Annotated in this window: 13 protein-coding genes and 2 pseudogenes; 11 read left to right on the top strand and 4 right to left on the bottom strand. The window is 59.6% G+C overall.

The features are described 5' to 3' along the window. Nucleotide 1 precedes the first annotated feature (1 nt). The 3 genes and pseudogenes from ACIQYU_RS19825 to ACIQYU_RS19815 form a co-directional block, all read left to right on the top strand. Nucleotides 2-1,048, top strand: coding sequence for a glycine betaine ABC transporter substrate-binding protein (locus ACIQYU_RS19825; RefSeq protein WP_207830164.1), 1,047 nt, complete (start codon nt 2-4; stop codon nt 1,046-1,048). Beyond that, nucleotides 1,045-1,968, top strand: a complete 924-nt coding sequence (locus ACIQYU_RS19820) for a homocysteine S-methyltransferase family protein (RefSeq protein ID WP_402801687.1) — start codon at nt 1,045-1,047, stop codon at nt 1,966-1,968. Before ACIQYU_RS19825 ends, ACIQYU_RS19820 begins: the two co-directional genes overlap by 4 nt. 83 nt (nt 1,969-2,051) lie before the next feature. Beyond that, a pseudogene (locus ACIQYU_RS19815) lies at nt 2,052-2,219 on the top strand (ATP-binding cassette domain-containing protein); the annotation flags it as partial. Between the two features lie 231 nt (nt 2,220-2,450). Here ACIQYU_RS19815 and ACIQYU_RS19810 read toward each other — a convergent pair. Continuing rightward, nucleotides 2,451-3,689, bottom strand: coding sequence for an SfnB family sulfur acquisition oxidoreductase (locus ACIQYU_RS19810; RefSeq protein ID WP_402801684.1), 1,239 nt, complete (start codon nt 3,687-3,689; stop codon nt 2,451-2,453). A 115-nt stretch (nt 3,690-3,804) separates the two neighbouring features. Next, nucleotides 3,805-5,043 carry an acyl-CoA dehydrogenase family protein gene (locus ACIQYU_RS19805; RefSeq protein ID WP_207830156.1) on the bottom strand — a complete coding sequence of 413 codons (1,239 nt, stop codon included), beginning with the start codon at nt 5,041-5,043 and terminating at the stop codon, nt 3,805-3,807. 339 nt (nt 5,044-5,382) lie between these two features. Here ACIQYU_RS19805 and sfnS point away from each other — a divergent pair, with 339 nt between their 5' ends. From sfnS to ACIQYU_RS19790, 3 genes and pseudogenes are all read left to right on the top strand, one after another. Continuing rightward, a complete protein-coding gene (gene sfnS / locus ACIQYU_RS19800; RefSeq protein ID WP_207830154.1) occupies nt 5,383-5,943 on the top strand; it encodes an NADH-dependent FMN reductase SfnF in 561 nt (186 codons plus the stop codon). A gap of 31 nt (nt 5,944-5,974) precedes the next feature. Next, nucleotides 5,975-7,066 (top strand): dimethylsulfone monooxygenase SfnG, encoded by a 1,092-nt coding sequence (sfnG, locus tag ACIQYU_RS19795; protein WP_207830149.1) that lies wholly within the window; start codon nt 5,975-5,977, stop codon nt 7,064-7,066. A 35-nt stretch (nt 7,067-7,101) separates the two neighbouring features. After that, nucleotides 7,102-7,244: pseudogene (locus ACIQYU_RS19790) on the top strand (branched-chain amino acid ABC transporter permease); the annotation flags it as partial. Nucleotides 7,245-7,500: 256 nt separating this feature from the next. On the opposite strand, the gene ACIQYU_RS19785 reads toward ACIQYU_RS19790, so the two are convergent. After that, nucleotides 7,501-8,499, bottom strand: coding sequence for an MDR family oxidoreductase (locus ACIQYU_RS19785; RefSeq protein WP_402801678.1), 999 nt, complete (start codon nt 8,497-8,499; stop codon nt 7,501-7,503). A 46-nt stretch (nt 8,500-8,545) separates the two neighbouring features. After that, nucleotides 8,546-9,178 carry a TetR/AcrR family transcriptional regulator gene (locus ACIQYU_RS19780; protein WP_207837059.1) on the bottom strand — a complete coding sequence of 211 codons (633 nt, stop codon included), beginning with the start codon at nt 9,176-9,178 and terminating at the stop codon, nt 8,546-8,548. Between the two features lie 81 nt (nt 9,179-9,259). Between ACIQYU_RS19780 and gcvA the strand changes: the two genes are divergently transcribed. The 5 genes from gcvA (at nt 9,260) to ACIQYU_RS19755 (ending at nt 17,676) form a co-directional block, all read left to right on the top strand. After that, entirely contained in the window at nt 9,260-10,186 is a 927-nt protein-coding gene (gene gcvA / locus ACIQYU_RS19775; protein WP_402801675.1) for a transcriptional regulator GcvA, read from the top strand. Nucleotides 10,187-10,396: 210 nt separating this feature from the next. Beyond that, nucleotides 10,397-12,895 carry a CoA transferase gene (locus tag ACIQYU_RS19770; RefSeq protein WP_402801673.1) on the top strand — a complete coding sequence of 833 codons (2,499 nt, stop codon included), beginning with the start codon at nt 10,397-10,399 and terminating at the stop codon, nt 12,893-12,895. 125 nt (nt 12,896-13,020) lie between these two features. Further along, nucleotides 13,021-14,178 (top strand): iron-containing alcohol dehydrogenase, encoded by a 1,158-nt coding sequence (locus ACIQYU_RS19765; RefSeq protein WP_207837072.1) that lies wholly within the window; start codon nt 13,021-13,023, stop codon nt 14,176-14,178. 45 nt (nt 14,179-14,223) lie between these two features. Next, nucleotides 14,224-15,720: a CoA-acylating methylmalonate-semialdehyde dehydrogenase gene (locus ACIQYU_RS19760; RefSeq protein WP_402801669.1), complete on the top strand. Its 1,497-nt coding sequence runs from the start codon at nt 14,224-14,226 to the stop codon at nt 15,718-15,720. A gap of 318 nt (nt 15,721-16,038) precedes the next feature. Continuing rightward, entirely contained in the window at nt 16,039-17,676 is a 1,638-nt protein-coding gene (locus tag ACIQYU_RS19755) for a BCCT family transporter (protein WP_402801666.1), read from the top strand. Nucleotides 17,677-17,907: the final 231 nt, after the last annotated feature.

Genomic DNA, 17,907 nt, shown 5'->3' with positions numbered 1-17,907 from the left:
CATGGCCAGATTCCTTTCCCGCGCACTCGCTGGTGTCACGTTGCTGGGTGCGCTAGTGCCGACCGCGGCAATCTTCGCCAAGGACAAGATCGTCATCGGCGAGCAGAACTGGACCGGCGCCATCGCCATCCAGTACATCCTCGGTAACGTCATCACCAGCCGGCTTGACGGCGATGTGTCCTACCTGGCCGGTGACCTGCCGGTACTGTTCGCAGCCGCCGCCAAGGGCGACGGTTCGGTGGATGTGCTCACCGACATCTGGCTGCCGAACCAGTCCGCCGCCTGGGCCAGATACGTCACCGGCGGCACCCGTTCGCTGGTTCCCAACAAGCAGCCCTACGTTGGTGTACAAGGTTTTTATATTCCCGGCTATATACAGGACAAGTACGGGGTGAAGTCGGTTTACGACCTCAAGAGGCCTGAGGTCGCCGAGCTGTTCGCGCCGCCAGGGGGCGGCAAGTCCCAGCTGTTGGTCGGGCCGGCGGGTTGGGAGTCGACCTATATCGGTCAGATCAAGGCCAAGGACTTTGGCTTCGACGGCAACTTCGAGTCTGTCTCCACCGAAGCCTCGGTGACCTACGCCAAGCTCGACGCTGCCTACAAAGCTGAGCGCGGCGTGATCTTCTACGCCTATACGCCGGACTGGATCTTCTCTGCCTATGACCTGCGCCGTCTCGATGAGCCACCGTTCGATGGCTATGCCCAGGACAACAAGAAGGGCGATCCCCTGTACAAGGCTGACGGCTGCTGGAAGTTCATCAGTCCGACCGTCGATGCCGACTGGCTGAACAAGAGCAGCGTCACCTGCGCTTATCCTGACGCGAAGGTGCACATTCTCGCCTCTTCGGCGCTGCAGCAGCGTGCGCCCCGGATCGCCGCATTCCTGGAAAACGTGAGCATCGATCCGGCATCCCTTAACGAGCTGATCCTCAAGATCGAGCGCGAGAAGCAGCCGGCAGACGCCGCGGCCAAGGCTTGGGTCGCCGCCAACCAGGCGACCGTCGATCACTGGTTGAGTGCCGCTGGCACCAAGGTGGCAGCGCAATGACTCAGAATGCCTGGACCCTGCTTGATGGCGGGATGGGGCGAGAGCTCAAGCGTATCGGCGCACCGTTCCGGCAGCCGGAATGGTCGGCCCTGGCGCTGCTCGAAGCACCTGAATACGTAGCGCAGGTACATCGCGCGTTCATTGCGGCCGGCGCCAGCGTGATCACCACCAACAGTTATGCGGTGGTGCCGTTTCATATTGGCGAGGAACGCTTTGCCCGCTCCGGCCGGGCCCTGGCCGGGCTTTCCGGGCAGCTTGCCCGTGGTGCCGCCGACGAGGCAGACGCCCAGGTGCGGGTTGCCGGTTCACTGCCCCCCGCGCTAGGGTCGTATCGGCCGGACCTCTTCGACCCGCTCCGCTCCCAGGCCATCCACCGCGAACTGATCTCCGGCCTGGCGCCGTATGTGGATTTCTGGCTGGCGGAAACCCAGAGCTCCCTGGCCGAAGCCCGCGCCGTGCATGCCGCGCTGGACGGTGAGTGCAAGCCGCTCTGGCTATCCTTCACGCTGCTCGATCCCGACACGGAGCAGTCGCAGCCTTTGCTGCGCTCGGGCGAAAGCGTGGAGCAGGCAGTTCTCCTGGCCCTTGAGCTGGGTGCCAGCGCCTTGCTGTTCAACTGCAGTCAGCCGGAAAGTATGGGCGCCGCGCTCCACAGTGCCCGGCAGGTGCTGAAGAAGCAGGCCCGCGAGTTGCCACTCGGTGTGTATGCCAATGCCTTTCCTCCAGTGCGTGAAGACGCCCAGGCCAACGACACTCTGCTCGATATCCGCGCCGACCTTGGGCCTGAGGCCTACCTGCAGTGGGCGCAGCAGTGGGTCGAGGAGGGGGCTACCATCGTGGGTGGTTGCTGTGGCATTGGTCCGGAACATATCGCCCAGCTCAATCATCACCTGCAGGCGCACGAGGAGATCCCCGACTAGCTGGTGTCGGTGTCGTCACGCTGTCAGACCGCGATGATCAACGGCGGCCAGGTTGAGGGGCTGCACGTTGCTCGGGCCAGTCGCTGCTTGCGGTAAACGACATAGAAGTGATTTACGACGGCGCGATTCTCTCCGTGGCCGGGGTTTCACTGCAGGGTGGCGATATCGTCGCGCTGCTAGGCGCCAACGGCGCCGGCAAGAGCACCACGCTGAAGGCGATCTCCGGTCTGGTACAGGCCGTGGCCGTATCCACTTCCTGCGCCATGCCAGTTATGCCTGCATCCTGGAGAACGGCCGGGTGGTAGGTGAGGGAGCGGCCGCCGAGCGGATTGCACGGGAAGACATCCGGCATTTCTACCTGGGCGGCAAGGCCGGCTGATGGGGCGGCGGCATCTGCAACCGCCTTGCATCATCCAGCACTGATGCTTGTTTAATGCTCCGGGAACCCCCTGGCCGAATCCTGCGCCCGGCCAGGGCTGCGCTCAGCTCCAGGGATGGCGCGGCGGCTTGATGCCGTTGAGCAGGTAGTTGCCGATGAGGTGGTATTTCCAGCGTACGGGGTCGTGCAGAGTATGCACGCGGGCATTACGCCAGTGACGGTCAAGGGAGTATTCCTCCAGGGTCGAGCGGGTGCCTGCCAACTCGAACAAGCGATTGCTGGCAAGGATGGCCACCTCGGTCGTGAGCACCTTGGCTTCGGCCGTGCGGATGGAGGCCTCGGCCACGCTCTCTTCACTGGGTTCGCGTATTGCCAGGTCGATGGCATCTGCCGCCAGATCCAGCACGGCCTCGGCGGCGCGCAGGCGAATCTGCAGGTCGCCGAGTTGCTGGAGGATGTAAGGGTCATCGGTGGCTTTCTCCAGTCCCGAATCGATCCAGGGACGAGTGTGTCGGCGCACGTAGTCCAGGGTGTCGGCCAGCGCTTCTCGTGCCAACCCCGCATCGATGGCCGCCTGGATGAACTGCGAGATCGCTCCGCCAGCGGTAGGGCGGTCGAAGGCCTGCCAGATTGGCACCACTTGGCTGGCCTGCACCCGCACCTGCTCGATCAGCACCGTGCCGCTTGCCGTGGTGCGCTGGCCGAAGCTGGACCAGTCGTTGATCACCTTGAGCCCTTCGGTTTCCCGTGGCACCACGGCCAGATGCGGGCGCCCCTGCTCGTCCACGCTGACGATGGGAATCCAGTGTGCCACCAGGGCGCCGGTGGAGAAGAATTTCTGCCCGTTGACTACGTAGTCGTCGCCATCGCGTGTGATCCTGGTCTGGAGGTCCGCGACGTGCTTGCCATTGCGTTCGGAGAAGGCGTTGCCGAAGCGAGCTCCGGACAGGGCAAGGTCGAAGAAGAAGCGCTTCTGCGCGTCGCTGGCGTCGAAGCCGATGTGCGCGAGGATGACGAAGTGATTCTGCGGTAACTGGCCGAGTGAGCCGTCGGCTGCCGAGATGATCTTGAACACCTCGCCGACGGTGCGGTAGCTGGCTCCCAGGCCCCCATAAGCCTGAGGCACGGTGATGCTCCAGAGGCCGCTTTGCGAGTAGGCCTCCAGCTCCGCCAGGGGCAGGCGGCGTTCGCGGTCACGGGCGGCAGCCTCGCGGCGGAAGTCCTGAGCCAGGGCGTGCGCCGCCTCGATGGCTTCGCGCTCACTGCCTAAGCGGTGGGCTGGTTTGCTGGATGGGTGCAGCACGATGCTTTCATCTCGCTGCTGCAGGTGGGGTTCGCTCATCAAAGGGCTCCTTTAGAAACGGTCGTTGAGCTTGATGTCCTGGATGAAAAGTTACGCCGACCCGCGAGTGTGGCTCGGGGGTGGGCGTGATCGCAGGGGGATTGGAATGGCGGCTTCAGCGCTGCTTGGCACCACCGCCGATCTGCCAGACGTAGGGCGGCTCGGTGCCATTGACGTGCCAGTCGCCGATGATGCGTTCCTTGTAGATCACAGGGTTGTGCACGGCAGCGGTGCGCGCGTTGCGCCAGTGGCGGTCAAGTTGCTTGGTGGTACTGGTGCTGGAGGCGCCCAGGGTGTTGAACAGGTCGCTGGTGGCACGCAGCACCAGCTCCACGGCCGCCACCTGCGCCTGGGCTGACTCCAGTTCGGCGGCAATATTGGCCTGGCGCTCGGCGGCCTCGTCATGGCCGAAGCGAGCCAGGTAGGCTTGCTGCGCAGCCTCGGTGGCGCGCAGGGTGCCAGCCTCTGCGGCGTAGACCAGCGCGCAGGCCTTGCCGATGACCTGCAACACCTGCGGATCCTGGCTTACCGCTGGTGCATTGCCATGGCTGAACACGCGCGTGCGTTTGCGGGTTTCCTGGCTGAAGTCGCGCAGGGCGGCGCGACCCGAACCGACGATGACGGCGAGCAGTACCAGTTGGTAGAAGGCGGTCTGGTACTTGAAGCGGGTGGCGAAGTCGATGATGTTCTCTTCCTCGACCTCTGCGTTCTCGAACACCGAGGTGCCACTGCCTGTCGTGCGTTGGCCGAAGCCGTCCCAGTCATCGCTCTGGGTGATGCCTGGCTGTCGGGTGCGGATCGCCGCGATCACATCACCACCGGTGTCGTCGCGGCGGGCGAACAGGTCGATCCAGTCGGAGAAGAGGCTGCCGGTGCTGTAGTACTTGGTTCCGTTGACCACCCATTTGTCGCCTTTGCGCGAGACACGGGTGATGACATCGCCAATCTTCACCGAACCCACTTCCGTCCAGGCGCAACCCACCAGATCACCTTCGACGAAGCGTTTGAACCAGACGTCCTGCGCTGCACTGGCGTGGGCATTGAGACGGTCTTCGACGAAAGCGAAGTGCCCGCGCAATGCCTGCGGCACGTTGGAGTCGGCTTCGGCCAGTTCGATCAGCAGTTGGAACAGTTGCGGCAACGAGGCGCCAGCGCCGCCATGTTCGACGGGAACACGCACGGCGCCAAAGCCGGCCTCCTTGAGCCAGCGGATGGGCTCGAAAGGCAGGCTGCGGGTGCGCTCCCGCTCCACGCTACCTTCGGCGATGCGCGCAAAGATTGGCCGGAAGCGGGCGGCAAGGGTTTCGTAGTCGGTTCCGATGGACAGTTGAGGCAGGTGGGCTTGAGCGGTCATTGCAGTTCTCCTCGATGGGTGCGGTTGCGCACCATCGCTCCTTCGCAAACTCCGTGCCCTTTAAAAAAGTGCTTTTAAATCAAATGCTTGATCATTTTTCGTTGACGCGCGGGCTGTGTCGCTGGCAACAGCCTGTCGCAGGGCTGTTGCCAGGCGGTCATTCGGCGCCTCAGGCCCTGCTGTTGGCTTGCAGTCAGTGATTCAACAGCCTGCTTGTGCCGGAGCAGCAATGGCTGTTGAGTGTTTTGGCCAACGCATTGATTTTGAACGCTTTATTGGTTTGGCACGGTAGCTGCTCAAGAGCTTCTGGACGAAGCCGCGAGGGCAGGAGGGATGTGCATGAACACAAGCGTCATCAGGGTCGTGGTGGTATCGGGCAGCCTGCGCGCGCCATCGCGTACTCATGGGTTGCTGCAGGCGCTGGTGGAGAAGCTGCAGGCAAGGTTGTCGAACCTTGACGTGCATTGGGTGCGCATCGCCGAGCTTTGCAGCGCCTTGTCCGGCTCGCTTGAGCGCGATACCGCCTCCGCCGATTTACAGCTTCACTTGCAGGCCATTGAGCAGGCCGACCTGTTGTTGGTCGGCAGTCCGGTTTACCGCGCCTCCTACACGGGTTTGTTCAAGCACCTGTTCGATCTGGTAGACCACCAGTCGCTCAGAGGGGTCCCGGTAGTGCTGGCGGCCACCGGTGGCAGCGAGCGCCACGCCCTGATGATCGATCACCAGTTACGCCCCCTGTTCGCCTTCTTCCAGGCGCACACCCTGCCGTATGGCTTGTACGCCAGCGTTGAGGCCTTCGACCAGCACCATCTGGTCGAGCCCGCGCAGTTCGAACGCATCGAACGGGTGCTCGACACCGTCAGCGCGTTCTTCCAGATCCCGGTCGCCAGTGCGGCCTGACTTCATTTCCCCCGGCAACAGGAGCATCGCCATGAGCCAACCAATCAAATTCGCCTACTGGGTCCCCAATGTCAGCGGCGGCCTCGTCGTCAGCAAGATTGAGCAGCGCACCAGCTGGGACATCGACTACAACCGCAAGCTGGCACAGATCGCCGAGCGTTCCGGGTTCGAGTACGCGCTGTCGCAGATCCGTTTTACTGCCGGCTACGGCGCCGACAACCAGCACGAGTCGGTGACCATCAGCCATGCGCTGCTGGCAGCCACCGAGAAGCTCAAGGTCATCGCCGCAATCCTGCCCGGCCCGTGGTCGCCCGCGCTGGCGGCCAAGCAACTGGCGACCATTGACCAGTTCACCGGCGGACGCATTGCCGTCAATGTGGTGTCAGGCTGGTTCAAAGGCGAGTTTCGCGCCATCGGCGAGCCTTGGCTGGAACATGACGAGCGCTACCGTCGCTCCGAGGAGTTCATCCGTGCCCTCAAGGGTATCTGGACCCAGGACAACTTCAGCTTCCACGGTGACTTCTACCGTTTCAACGACTACACCCTCAAGCCCAAGCCGCTGCAACGGCCGCATCCGGAGATTTTCCAGGGCGGCAGCTCGCGGGCTGCGCGTGACATGGCATCCAGGGTCTCGGACTGGTATTTCACTAACGGCAACAGCGTCGAGGGTATCAAGGCACAGGTCGATGACATCCGTGCCAAGGCCGCAGCCAACGGGCACGCGGTGAAGATCGGGGTAAACGCTTTCGTCATTGCCCGTGACACCGAGGAAGAAGCCCGTGCGGTATTGGCAGAAATCATCGCCAAGGCCGACCCGGAGGCGGTTAACGGCTTCGGCAGCGAAGTGAAGAACGCAGGGGCGGCCAGCCCGGAAGGCGAAGGTAACTGGGCAAAGTCCACCTTCGAGGACTTGGTGCAGTACAACGATGGGTTCAAGACCAACCTGATCGGCACCCCACGGCAGATCGCCGAGCGCATCGTCGCGCTCAAGGCCATCGGCGTCGACCTGATTCTCTCCGGCTTCCTGCATTTCCAGGAAGAGGTCGAGTACTTCGGCAGACACGTACTGCCGCTGGTGCGCGAACTGGAGCAGGAAAGGCGCGCAGCCGTGGCCGTGGCCTGAGGCCCGTCGCCATGCATGGGGAACGTACAGACAACCTGCCCAAGGTGTGGGCGGTGGTTTGGGCTGTCGCTGGCTTCGTCGGGCTGGTCGCCGGCTGCTCTGGGGCGCACGCCTGGGCGTGCAGTTTTACCTCTCGCTGGTGGTGCTCAAAGCCCTGCCGGTGTTGATCATCGGCGGCCGCGCTGAGGAAGCTCGGTTTAGGTTGACTGACTTCCTCAGGGCGTAAAGCGGACGCTTGTGATGGGCAGTATTCAGGGAAGAAATGGTTGTGCTCCGCATGACGCAGCCGTCAGTTGGAGAAAAGTGATGACCATCACTCTCCGAACAGAGCTATACCCAGGCCTGCCACCATCACTAGCGCCCCGCCCAGTTTGATGGCAGACACCGGTCTTTCAACTGCACCCAACAGTCCAGAGTCTACCTCATGGTTGGCGTCAACGATCGGCGGCTTGGCCGTTCACGTCCACAATCAACCGGCCACGGATCTTCCCGTCCATCAGTTCAGAGGCGGCGGCAATCGCGCTCTCAAGGCGAATTTCTTTGCTCATCAACGATAGTGCGTCGAGGTTCAGCTGATCGGACAGCCTTTCCCAAGCCTCGACTCGTCGCTCGAATGGCTGAGTAACGCTGTTGATGCCGAGCAGGCTTACCCCTCGAAGAATGAAAGGTGCAACGGTTGCCGGGAAATCCATTCCCTGGGCCAATCCGCACGCAGCTACCAAGCCTTCAGACATTGTGCTTGCGCACGCATTGGCCAGCGTATGGCTGCCGACCGAGTCGATAACGGCCGCCCATTTTTCTTTTGCTAATGGACGCCCCGGGGCAGAAAGCTCGGCCCGATCGATGGTGGTCGTTGCGCCCAGGCTTTTCAGGTAGGCGGCTTCGCTAGCTTTTCCGGTTGCGGCAGTGACGGTATACCCGGCACCGGCCAGAAGGCTGATGGCGAAACTACCGACGCCGCCTGTGGCGCCTGTGACCAACACCGGCCCATCGGAGGGTTTCAATCCATGGCGCTCCAAGGCCATCAGGCATAGCATGGCGGTGTATCCAGCGGTGCCGATGGCCATGGTTTGCCGTTCGTCCAGGCGCTCTGGGTGAGGGATCAGCCAATCGCCGTTCAATCTCGCCTTTTGCGCAAGCCCGCCCCAATGGCTTTCACCCACCCCCCAACCATTGAGCAACACGCGATCGCCTGGCTGGTATCGAGGGTCGTCACTCGCTTCGACAGTGCCCGCGAGGTCGATGCCCGGCACCATCGGAAATTGACGAACAACCGGCCCCTTGCCGGTGATTGCGAGCGCATCCTTGTAGTTCAAGGTGCTGTAGGCCACCTTCACCGTCACGTTCCCGGTGGGTAGCTGGTCATCCTGCAACTCGGTGACTCGGGACGAATACTTGTCTTCCAGCTTTTCGATCAGAATGGCTTTGAACATGCTTTATCCTCATTTAGACCGTTTGTCTTTAAATTGCCCCAGAGAATCATCGAGTGATTCCCATCAGAAATCCTTGGAAAAAAATGTCCAGGGGGCGGACATGCTGCGTCAGTCGCGCGCGAAGCACGGCACCCTCCCAGCCAACCCAGAAAAAGGCCGCCAAGGCTTTGCAGTCATGTTCGCAAGATACCTCGCCCAGCTTGACCGCTTCCTCCAGGCAGGCAGACAAGCGCTGCTCCCAGTCCAGCAGGGTCAGTTCCAATTGTTCACGGAAGCTGTCTGGCAGCACCAATACCTCCTGGCCGAGATTGCCTACCAGGCAGCCCCTTCGGAACTGGTACTTGGCCATCCCGACCTTCGCTTGTTCAACGAAGTTGGAAAGCCTTCGTAGCGGCGACACGCTCAGGTCGCTGAAGCAACGATCGAGTTTTCGGGCGAAGTAGTCGGCATAGCGCTGCAATACCGCTTGGCCGAATGCTTCTTTGCTGTCGAAGTAGTGATAGAACGAGCCTTTGGGCACCTGGACGCGTTTGAGCACAGTATCGATGCCGGTGGCAGCAAAGCCCTGTTCGGTAAGGATTTCCATGCCGCAGCGCAGCAAAAGCTCTAGCGTTTCGCCATGCTCACGTGCGATTTTGGGCGGTCGGCCCCTTCGAGGAACAGGTTTGGAGTCATTCATGCGTTGTAATTTAGACTGTCCGTCTCTAATGTCAACCACTGAGCGACTCGATCTCCGATTAGCCTTAGCGTTGGATGCGTCATGAAAAAGCGTTTACCTCCCCTGAACTGGCTTCGAGCTTTTGAGGTTTCTGCTCGGCTCCTGAATTTCACCCATGCCGCCGAAGAGCTCAATCTCACGCAGGCAGCGATCAGTCAGCAGGTCAAGGCTTTGGAATCGCAGCTAGGCCAGGCGCTTTTCAAGCGTCTCCCGCGCGGGCTTGAGCTTACGGAAGCAGGAAAATCCTACTTTCCAGTAGTGAGAGAGTCGGTTGAGCGCCTCGCTGCATCGACGGATGAGATCTTCGGGCAGGGGCATCGAAGCGCGCTCAGTATCCGCAGCAGCCTGGTGTTCTTCACTCATTGGATCGCTCCCCGGTTACCCCGATTCAAAGCATTGCACCCGGATGTGGGCATCCGCGTCGCGAGTAACATCTGGGTAGATGAAACAGAATTCGATGCCGACCTCGAAATCAGGTATGGACAGGGGCGCTGGCCTGGCATGAAGGCCGAGCGTCTGACGTGGGACACGCTGGTGCCGGTATGTTCACCGGCATTGATCACTGCGCAACGTCCGTTGCAGCGTCCTCAGGACCTTGCAAAGCACCCGTTGCTGCACGTGCTGGGCTATGAAGAAGGCTGGGGTTATTGGCTCAAGAGGAGCAACGCAGAGAGCGTCGACTCTTCTCAGGGGATGCAGTTCGACACCCTTATTTCGGCATTGACGATGGCTGAACTGGGCCAGGGCGTTGCGTTGGCGCGGTCTTCATTGGTCAGGCATCTTCTGGACGAGGGCCGGCTCGTCGCACCCCTTGGGCGTCATGTACCGACCAAGGAGGCGTTCTACCTGGTCTATTCAGCACACAGCATGGTCAATCCGGATGCAGCGGCGTTTGCCCAGTGGCTGTGCGAAGAGGCGCAGGCTTTCAAGGTCGAGCCCGGCGCCGACGAGGACGAGCACCCTTCGTGATAAGCAAAGTACCCGAGCAATAAAAAAAATGGCCTCTTAGGGCCATTTTTTATTGCTTTCGCGATGCCTTCGAATTTCTGAAAGTGGCAATCACATCGCAAGCCCTTGGATGGTGCAGTCGTCCAGGTGACCGGTTAGTACGAGGTCTCAATAACAACAATAACCGCGCCGACGAATCTCGTTGGCACGGGGCTACCTAGGGTTATCGTCATGGCACACTCCAACCAATTGCCTTTGCAAGGCGTCAATGTCATCGATTTCGGACAATACATCGCAGGCCCCGCAGTAGCGATGATCCTCGCTGATCTGGGAGCGACTGTCGTTCACATCGACCCGCAGGCAGGGCCTCTCTGGGATAGCCCGGCAAATGCCACGCTCAATCGCAACAAGCTGTGTATGCGCCTGGATCTGAAAACGCCAGAGGGGCTGCATCAGGCGCGTGAACTCATCTCCCGTGCCGATATCGTGATTGAAAATTTCCGGCCTGGTGTCATGCCCAGGCTGGGCCTCGATTTCGCAGAGCTGCGGCGTGCTCGTCCTGAGTTGATCACGTTGTCGATTCCAGGGTTTGCCAGTGATGACGTACTGCGTGCGCAATGGCGTGCTACCGAGGCGGTGATCGCTTCGGCCTCCGGTGTGTTCACCGACATGGGTCAAAACCGCGTACTGATGGGTATCAACCCTAGTTTCTCGCCACTTCCCTTGGCGTCAGCGTACGGCACCATGCTTGCTGTATCTTCTGTAGTGCTTGCTCTGCAGGCGCGTGAAAAGAATGGCGTTGGCGATCAGATCGAAGTTCCCTTGGCATCAGCGGTGATGGAAGGTCTGTCGTACAACTCGATCAAGATCGATGGTTACCCGCTGCGCTACAAGACCCTGCGAGAGAAGGAGAGTGAGCGTCGTCGCGCTGAGAACCTGCCGATGAACTTGAGCTATCAGGATCTGCAGGAGTTCCTCGACCCGTTCTACCGTACCTATGAATGTGCGGATGGTCGTAAATTCTACGCCGTTTGCCCATCGCATCGTGAGCATGCCAAGCGCTGCCTGCAGGCAATGGGCATCTACGAGGAAATGGTTGCCGCCGGCTTGCCGAAAGTTGATGACCCCTACCTGCCGATTGACCAGTGGGCAGGAAATGCATCCCTGGGGGTTTACCCGTTGCCTGCTGATTGGGCCGCACGCATCTCCGCGCGGATGAAAGAAGTATTCCTGACCAAGACAGCGGCGGAGTGGGAAGTCATCTTCGGTGAGGGGCGTTTCCCTGGGGCTCCGCACAGGTCGACCCAAGAGTGGCTCCATGACGAGCATTCGAATACCGCCGGGCTGATCGTTGAGGTCAATGATCGCGAGTTCGGCGTCATGAAACAGCCTGGCCCGATTGCGTGGTTGGAGGGGTGCTCAGAGCCAATGCTGAAACCTCTTTCGCGTCGCGAGGTGAGCTATGAGCAAGCGTTGGCAACACTGTCCGAGCGTTCGGCTCCTGCCTTGCCGCCTGCCAAGCTCGACAAACCTGCCGGCTGGCTGGAAGGCGTCAAGATTCTGGACCTGACCAACGTCATCGCGGGGCCCCACTCGACGTCTTTCCTGGGCCGCTTCGGGGCAGACGTCATCAAACTCGACCCTGTCGTTCCTAATTATGATCCCTGGAATACCGTGGTCTTTGGTATGTCTTCGGCACGGGGCAAGGAAAGTGTCCTGGTTGACTTGAACTCTTGCGAAGGGCGAGAGGTGTTCAATCGTCTTGTGCGGGAGGTCGATGTCATCGTCATGAACGCGCCCGATCGCCAACTGGCGCCGCTGGGTCTGGATGAGGCCAGCCTTCAGGCGGTGAATCCTGGAGTGATCTTCTGCCAGCTCGATTGTTTCGGTGGCCCCCGCCGTGGCCCTCGCACCGATTATCTGGGGTATGACGATCTCATCCAGGCCACGACCGGGATCATGCTGCGTTTTGGTGGTGGCATGGAAACCCCGGAAGAACATGCCCACGTCGGTACCATCGACGTGATGTGTGGATTTGCTGCCGCTCTGGGCGTCGCAACGGCGCTTTATCGCAAACACCACTCCGGCGAAGCCTACCGGGCGCGCACCTCTCTGGCTTCACTGGGGAATCTGGTGCAGATCCCGTTCTGCTATGACTACGCAGGTCGAGCGCCATTCAATGAGCCGTCCGGGCGCGACGTGGTTGGCTACAGCGATCTTTCTCGCTTCTACAAGACGGCGGATGGCTGGATCTACCTGGATGCTTCCGAGCCAGAACTGCACAAATTCGCCGACATCACAGAGTTCAGCGGCTTGGCATCCGCCAGTGATCGCGCTGCCTATCTGCAAGCGGTCATTGCCCGCATGAGCAGCTCTTTCCTTCAGGAGCGTCTGCAGGCGGCCAACATCGCGGCCGCGGTGCCGGACAACATCGATCACCTGCGCAGCCAGTACAGCCGAGCCGCTGATGGCCTGCCAGGTACCGAGAATGGCAGCTACTCCTTCAGCGTCTACAGCGACCATCCGAGCGGTCATCGGGTCACGCAGCTGGACCCCTACGCCATTCGCCCACGGGTAGCGCGTATTCGAGCGCTACCACCCGCTGAGAAGTTTGGCACTTCGACCCGCAAGGTGCTGGGCCGCTACGGCTATACCGAGGCTGAGATTCAGTCACTCCTGGACGCCGGCGCAATCGGCGAATCCTGGAGTGAGGAATATCTGCCGAGCTGACTGCTGAAGGCAGGTCAGGGGGCAGGCCTTTGAAACGCCCCCTTGCTTGCCGATTGACCGATCAAGCGAACACGAGCCCGAGGCTGCTCGCGGGCGCGTTCATGCCCAGGAAATGAGATAGAGCCATGACTTACAACAGCATCCTCCCACGTATCCTGCAAACCGGTGCCGGTGCCAGCCAGCAGATCCATCAGGTACTGGCCAGCCTCGGCTGCCATAAACCACTCATCATCACTGACCGAATGATGGTTGAGTTAGGTTATGCCGGTCGTATCAGCGCAGTTCTGGCAGAACACGCAATAGAGGTCGACGTATTCTCCGATACCGTCCCCGAGCCTACCGTCGCTTCGATTCAGGCCGGCGTCGCGACCGCCAGGGAAGGGGGCTATGACAGCATCATCGCACTGGGCGGCGGAAGCCCGATCGACAGCGCCAAAGCGATCGGCATCCTGGCCAGGTTCGGCGGAGTCATGCGCGATTACAAGTTCCCGCGCAATGTCACCGAGATGGGCTTGCCGATCATTGCCATTCCAACGACTGCCGGCACTGGCTCCGAAGTCACCCGTTTCACCATCATCACCGATGAGTCGACTGACGAAAAAATGCTGTGCGTCGGCGCAGGCTTCATGCCTGTCGCTGCACTGGTCGACTACGAGCTCACGCTCTCGTTGCCGCCCCGCGTGACGGCGGACACCGGTATCGATGCGCTGACGCATGCCATCGAGGCTTACGTCAGCAAGAAAGCGAATCTGTTCAGTGATGCCCAGGCGCTGGCTGCCATGCGCCTTATCGGGCCAAACCTTCGCAAGGTCTACCACGACGGGGCGGACCGTGCCGCGCGGGAGGCTGTGATGCTGGGATCGACCCTGGCGGGCCTGGCGTTCTCGGCGGCTTCTGTTGCCCTGGTGCATGGCATGAGCCGCCCAATTGGCGCCGCATTCCATGTGCCTCATGGTTTGTCGAACGCCATGCTGCTCCCCGAAGTGACGGCATTCTCGATCCCTGCTGCCCGTGACCGGTATGCCGATTGCGCGCGTGCAATGGGCGTCGCCACTGAAAGCGATACGGACCAATCCGCCGTGGAAAAACTGCTGGAAGAGTTGGTGGCTATCAACGAGGAACTGAATGTGCCCACCCCTGCGCAATTCGGAATCGACCGCGAGAAATTCTTCGAGCTGATGCCAACCATGGCCGCCCAGGCGCTGGCTTCCGGCTCACCTGGCAATAACCCGCGTGTGCCGACCGAGGCAGAGATGGTCGAGCTTTACCGCAGCCTTTGGTAATCCGGCACCAACGCATTATCTGAATAACAAAAAGTGGAGATTCACATGAATACTGTCGGTCATCTGATCAACGGCGAAGTCGTTTTCGAATCCAGGCGCACCCAGGATGTTTTCAATCCCGCTACCGGCCAGGTGGCACGCCAAGTCGCCTTGGCATCCAGCCAAACGGTAGAGCACGCCATCGCGACTGCTGAAGCTGCTTTCCCGGCCTGGCGTGATACGCCGCCGATCAAGCGGGCCCGCATCATGTTCCGTTTCAAAGAGCTGCTGGAGCAGAACGCAGATGCGATCTGCAAACTCATTGGTGAAGAACACGGGAAAATTTCCCATGATGCTGCAGGCGAGCTGCAGCGTGGCATCGAGAACGTCGAGTACGCCTGTGGGATCGCCGAGCTTCTCAAAGGCGAACACAGCAAGAATGTTGGCCCGAACATCGATGCCTGGAGCGAATTCCAGCCGCTGGGCGTGGTTGCAGGCATCACGCCATTCAACTTCCCTGTGATGGTACCGCTGTGGATGATCCCTGTGGCCATTGCAGCGGGGAACTGCTTCATTCTCAAGCCTTCCGAACGCGACCCAAGCTCCACGCTGTTCATTGCGCAACTGCTGCACGAAGCCGGTCTGCCCAAGGGCGTGCTGAACGTGGTGAACGGGGACAAGGAGGCGGTCGACATCCTGCTGCACGACTCGCGCATTCAGGCGGTCAGCTTCGTGGGTTCGACGCCGGTTGCCGAGTACATCTACGCCACCGCCACCGCCCACGGCAAACGCTGCCAGGCACTGGGTGGGGCCAAGAACCACGCCATCGTCATGCCAGACGCCGATATCGACAATGCGGTCAACCAGCTGCTGGGGGCTGCATTCGGCTCGTCCGGTGAGCGCTGCATGGCGCTGTCGGTCGCCGTTGCGGTGGGTGACGCGGCAGCCGATGCCTTGATCGGCAAGATGAAAGAAGCCATGAAAAACCTGAAGGTGGGCGCTTACACCGACAGCAAGAACGACTTCGGCCCGCTGATCACCCGGCAGCATCAGCAAAAAGTGGTTGGCTACATCAACAGTGCTGAACAGCAGGGGGCAAACGTGGTTGTCGACGGGCGTGAGCCAAACGTTGCTGGCTACGAGGAAGGTTTCTTCGTCGGTGGCACGCTGATCGATCACGTTACCCCAGACATGCAGAGCTACAAGGAAGAGATCTTCGGGCCGGTTCTGCAGGTCGTACGTGTCAACAGCATGCAGGAAGCAATGGCGCTGATCGACAAACACGAGTACGGCAATGGTACGTGCATCTTCACCCGGGACGGCGAAGCAGCACGCTATTTCTCCGACAACATCAAGGTGGGCATGGTTGGCATCAACGTTCCTTTGCCAGTGCCCGTCGCCTACCACAGCTTCGGCGGCTGGAAGCGCTCGCTGTTCGGTGATTTGCATGCATACGGGCCGGATGGCGTGAGGTTCTACACCCGACGCAAGACAGTCACCCAGCGCTGGCCATCGTCAGGTGTCCGGGAGGGCGTTGAGTTCTCCATGCCGACGATGAAGTAAGGATTGGACAAGGTGAGTGCCTGACTGCCGCCAGGCACCCATCTTTTTGTGGCAATGAGTTCCGCTCGCAGTCGTGCCGAATACCGGTGGTGTCAGTTGCGAATTGAGGTTTACCTGGTTGTGCCGCTGAAATAATAATTAAATACAATTCGAGGCGAATATGAATAATAAGCACAATATATGTTCGGGAAAGGCAAGCGGCCTTTCATTTCTCCATGGAACTAGATCTGTTTGAGCAGGGGTTTTAATTCGTGCTTGACATATTTGTATTCAACAGAGTCCTGGTGTTGAATCGAACGTTCTGAGGAGATATGCCAAATGAGTAAGTCAAAAGATGGTGCCTCGTTGGATGGTCGCGTATTTTGGCCATCGATTGCGGTGATACTTGGTGTCACGATTCCGCTTATTGTGTTTCCCGAGGCGGGGAGTGCGGTAATAAACCAGATGTTCGCGTTTGCGACCGGGAAGTTTGGCTGGCTCTACCTGGTTTCCGGCTTGATGACTGTCGTATTCCTGCTGTGGATGGCGTTCGGGCGTTACGGCAATATTCGCCTTGGACGAAAGAGTGACGTTCCGGAGTTTTCCTATTTCAGCTGGGTCGCCATGATTTTTTGCGGTGGTATCGGCATAGCCATTGTTAACTGGGCCTGGGTAGAGCCAATTTATTATTTTAATACCCCCCCTTTGAATGTGGCTGCTCACAGTCGTGAGGCGGCAGAGTGGGCGTTGACGTATGGGCAGTTCCACTGGGGGCTGACCCCGTGGGCATTCTACTGCTTGCCGGCGTTACCCATTGCCTACTCGATGTATGTTCGTCGACAGCCTGGTGTGAGATTGTCGGTGGCCGCGCGTGGTGTCTTGGGTGACAAGTCGAACGGTTGGATGGGTATTACGCTTGATACGGTGGTGGTTTTCGGTATTGTTGGCGGCGTGGGCACGTCCCTTGGTTTGGCTGTGCCCCTGGTCTCGACCTTGGCCAGCGACATCTTTGGAATACAGCAGTCCTTTGTATTTGACATGTGCGTTTTGGCGCTCTGGACATTGATGTTCGGCATGAGTGTCTGGTTTGGGCTGAGTAAGGGGATAAAGATACTCAGCGATATCAATGTCTATTTGGCTTTTGCGCTTCTTTTGTTCGCTGCGGTTGTTGGTCCCACCTTGTTGCTCATCAATGGTTGGGCCAACAGCCTGGGCCTGATGGTCAATAATTTCATCCACATGAGTCTGTGGACGGACCCTGTTGCAAAAGGTACGTTCCCTCAGGACTGGACGATTTTCTATTGGGCCTGGTGGATTGCCTATGCACCCATGATGGGATTGTTTGTTGCTCGTATTTCTCGAGGTCGGACAATCAAGGAACTCATCTTGGCGGAGCTGGTGTGGGGCAGCCTGGGTTGCTGGGTGTTCTTCGCTGTCTGGGGCGGCTACTCGCTTAATCTGCAGCTGACAGGCGAGCTGGATGTCAGTGCTATTCTGTCAGCACAGGGTATTCCGGCGGCAGTACTCGCCATCTTGAAAACCATGCCGTTTTCAAGTCTCGTTATTGGCGCTTTCGTTCTTCTTTGCTTTGTATTCCTGGCAACGACGCTTGATTCGGCAGCTTATGTGCTTGCGTCAGTTACATCCAATGAGCTGAGCGGTTATGAAGAACCTCAGCGCTGGCTGCGGATTGTATGGGCGCTGTTACTGGCGGTCATTGGCATCGGGCTTCTCAAGGTCGGCGGGCTGAAAGCTGTTCAGACTTCAACCATTGTCGTCGCGCTGCCTTTGATACCTGTGCTCGGTGTGCTGACCTGGTCTTTGCTTCGCATGATTCGTGCAGACCTTGAACATGAACTAGGATCCAGGGAAATTGTTTTGGAAGACGCGGTCGCGTTTGGCAAAACGCCCGAGATTGATGCGCTTCCGGCTGTGGAGGTTGATTTCTGCGCGACGTATCCTGAGCCTGGGCGTTAAAGCCGCCATCCAAGGTGCTACTTGCAAAAAAACCTAGGGTTTCCTAGGTTTTTTTTGCTTTTTTGTTCGGCAGGGTATCGTCGAGCGTCTGTTGAGTCGGTTGATATATCGATGATCATTTATGTCCTGTTATGGCGCGCGCCGTAGAGTCATAAGGAAAACGCACCCTCAGAGATGTTTTTTATTGCGCGATGCTGGCGAGGTTCGACAGTACAGCGGCGGCGGCCAAGG

The organism is Pseudomonas sp. NPDC096925, from assembly GCF_044762545.1.
Classification (GTDB): Bacteria; Pseudomonadota; Gammaproteobacteria; order Pseudomonadales; family Pseudomonadaceae; genus Aquipseudomonas.
Note: the sequence above shows the minus strand (reverse complement) of the source record. Positions and strands in the feature narration are given on the sequence as shown.

Excerpts from the sequence above, each read along its gene's own strand:
- ACIQYU_RS19825 (WP_207830164.1), top strand. The coding sequence starts at position 2 with ATGGCCAGATTCCTTTCCCGCGCACTCGCTGGTGTCACGTTGCTGGGT.
- ACIQYU_RS19820 (WP_402801687.1), top strand. The coding sequence starts at position 1,045 with ATGACTCAGAATGCCTGGACCCTGCTTGATGGCGGGATGGGGCGAGAG.
- ACIQYU_RS19810 (WP_402801684.1), bottom strand. The coding sequence starts at position 3,689 with ATGAGCGAACCCCACCTGCAGCAGCGAGATGAAAGCATCGTGCTGCAC.
- ACIQYU_RS19805 (WP_207830156.1), bottom strand. The coding sequence starts at position 5,043 with ATGACCGCTCAAGCCCACCTGCCTCAACTGTCCATCGGAACCGACTAC.
- sfnS (WP_207830154.1), top strand. The coding sequence starts at position 5,383 with ATGAACACAAGCGTCATCAGGGTCGTGGTGGTATCGGGCAGCCTGCGC.
- sfnG (WP_207830149.1), top strand. The coding sequence starts at position 5,975 with ATGAGCCAACCAATCAAATTCGCCTACTGGGTCCCCAATGTCAGCGGC.
- ACIQYU_RS19785 (WP_402801678.1), bottom strand. The coding sequence starts at position 8,499 with ATGTTCAAAGCCATTCTGATCGAAAAGCTGGAAGACAAGTATTCGTCC.
- ACIQYU_RS19780 (WP_207837059.1), bottom strand. The coding sequence starts at position 9,178 with ATGAATGACTCCAAACCTGTTCCTCGAAGGGGCCGACCGCCCAAAATC.
- gcvA (WP_402801675.1), top strand. The coding sequence starts at position 9,260 with ATGAAAAAGCGTTTACCTCCCCTGAACTGGCTTCGAGCTTTTGAGGTT.
- ACIQYU_RS19770 (WP_402801673.1), top strand. The coding sequence starts at position 10,397 with ATGGCACACTCCAACCAATTGCCTTTGCAAGGCGTCAATGTCATCGAT.
- ACIQYU_RS19765 (WP_207837072.1), top strand. The coding sequence starts at position 13,021 with ATGACTTACAACAGCATCCTCCCACGTATCCTGCAAACCGGTGCCGGT.
- ACIQYU_RS19760 (WP_402801669.1), top strand. The coding sequence starts at position 14,224 with ATGAATACTGTCGGTCATCTGATCAACGGCGAAGTCGTTTTCGAATCC.
- ACIQYU_RS19755 (WP_402801666.1), top strand. The coding sequence starts at position 16,039 with ATGAGTAAGTCAAAAGATGGTGCCTCGTTGGATGGTCGCGTATTTTGG.